Below are 2,170 nucleotides of genomic sequence, written 5' to 3'. Positions count from 1 at the left end.
TCTCCCAACAAATTAGCAGGACGACCAGAGACCGTTACTCCGAATAATACCTCTGATTCCCCACTATAGCGACTCAGTAACAAAGCCCAAGCTGCGTTAACTAGGGTAGCAATAGTCAGACGGTGCTGACGAACTAAGGATTGGAGAGCTTTGGTAGTTTTTACTCCTAAAGTAAGTTGTTCTGCTTGATGAGAGGAAGAATGTTGTATTCCCTCTTGTTGAGTTCTCTCTTCTACTATAGGAGTGGGAACTGTAAAGCCTTGCAAACTTCGTCGCCAAAACTCTTCTGCCTCTGCTTTATTTTGCTGCTGTAGCCAGAGAATATAATCTTGGTAAGGACGTACAGGTGGTAAATTACATCTATTACCTTGATTAAAAGATTCGTAGTAACTCAGAACCTCTTTGACAATTATGGGAAAGCACCAACCATCTATCAGGATATGGTGGATACTCCAAATTAATTTATAAGTTTGATCCCCTAGCCTAATCAATATACATCGCATCAGAGGTGCTTTATTCAGTTGAAAACCTTTCTCCCGGTCTTCTCTCAAAAATGTTTCTAGTTTTTGCTGTTGCTCTGTTGAGGACAACTCTTGCCAATCTAAATAGCTCCATGGTAAATCTACCTGTTTTCTCACCACTTGTAAAGGTTGTTTACGACCCTCCCAAACAAACATGGTACGTAAAACTCCATGTCGTTGTACTACTTGTTGCCATGACTTTTTTAAGGTCTCTTGATTAACTTGGCCAGAGATTGTGAGTACAATATGCTCGAAGTAAACACTAGAATTGTTGTCATAAAGGGTGTGAAATAGTAGCCCTTCTTGCATAGGAGAAAGGGGATAGAGCGATTCAATATTTTTGTTTTTTTGAGATTTTTGCGATCTTACCATTGCTAATATTAATTAATTTCTGCTATTAGGTCATCAAGTTCTTGCTGAGTTAAATCAACTGCTGGAAAATCTGAAGGAGTAAATCCTTGAGCCTCTGGTGACTGACAGTGATAAATCAAATTTTGCAAAGCCTCAATGTATTTCTGTACCTGATTGGCGATCGTCCTATCTTTGTGGATACAACTATTGTAAGTCCAGGTAATTTGCAACTGACCTTCTACAATCAAAGTATTAATATCCAATAGATGGACACGACTTCCTTGAGGACTGTGATTGAGTCCTGCCGACTCCCAAGCTCCCTGCCAACTCATCTGTTGAGATTGACTGCTATTAAACTGACCCAGGTAGTTAAAACTGATTTCTGCTTGTGGCAGTTCTGCTAATTGACTGCGGATTTTTTCATCCTGATTGAGATACCGCAAAATACCATAGCCAATACCACGTTCAGGAATCATTCTCAACTGTTCTTTTACCGACTTTAGTACCTCCCCAATATCTCCTGGTGAGCGCTTTAGGTATACCGGGAATATACTGGTAAACCACCCTACTGTCCGCGATAAATCTACACCTGCAAATAATTCTTCTCGTCCATGTCCCTCCAAGTCTATCAGAACCGTTTCTGTTCCCATCCACTCCGCTAAACTCAGAATTAGAGCAGTCAGCAATACATCATTGATTTGAGTGTTGTAAGCTGAGGGTACTTCTTGTAGTAAAGCTGTTGTCTCCTCCTTACTCAAACTTTTGGTAACATTTACAGTATTGCCTACAGTGTTTTCCTCTTTTCCCTCTGGATAATCAACAGGTAGGGAGGCTAGATTTGACAACGGCTGATTTAACCAATAATCTAGCTCTTGCTGTAACTTTTGAGATTGCCCATATTCTACCAAGCGCATTGCCCAGTCTTGAAAAGCTGTGGTCTTCTCTGGCAGTTTTATAGTTTCTCCCTTTGCCAGTTGTTGGTAGGCTTCAAATAAGTCTTCCAGCAATATGCGCCAGGATACACCATCGACTGCTAAGTGATGAATGATGATTAATAAACGCGCTTCTGTTGTGCTAGCTAAATTCAACAAAACTAGTCGCACTATTGGACCTTCAGTAAGGTTTAAGCTAGCCTGTTTTTCTGTTGCTATCCGTTCTAATAAGCTTAGTTGTTCAGTTTCTAGGAGTTTTGATAAATCTGCCACCTCAAATGGTATATTTTCTGAGCGACCAACATTGATTTGCTCCCAATAATCACTTTTTTTATGGAAACGCAAACGCAGAGCATCGTGACGCTA

At 40.5% G+C, this 2,170-nt stretch carries 2 protein-coding genes; both read right to left on the bottom strand.

Features of this window, described 5'->3' with window-relative positions:
- Positions 1-893, bottom strand: an 893-nt coding sequence (locus F6K38_RS40005; RefSeq protein WP_287360425.1) for a condensation domain-containing protein, incomplete at its 3' end; no start/stop codon positions are given.
- Positions 894-901: 8 nt separating this feature from the next.
- Positions 902-2,155, bottom strand: a complete 1,254-nt coding sequence (locus F6K38_RS40000; RefSeq protein WP_287360427.1) for a condensation domain-containing protein — start codon at positions 2,153-2,155, stop codon at positions 902-904.
- Positions 2,156-2,170: the final 15 nt, after the last annotated feature.

It is taken from the genome of Moorena sp. SIO3B2 (assembly GCF_010692525.1).
Lineage (GTDB): Bacteria > Cyanobacteriota > Cyanobacteriia > Cyanobacteriales > Coleofasciculaceae > Moorena > Moorena producens.
This window is presented reverse-complemented; position numbering and strand designations above follow the sequence as displayed.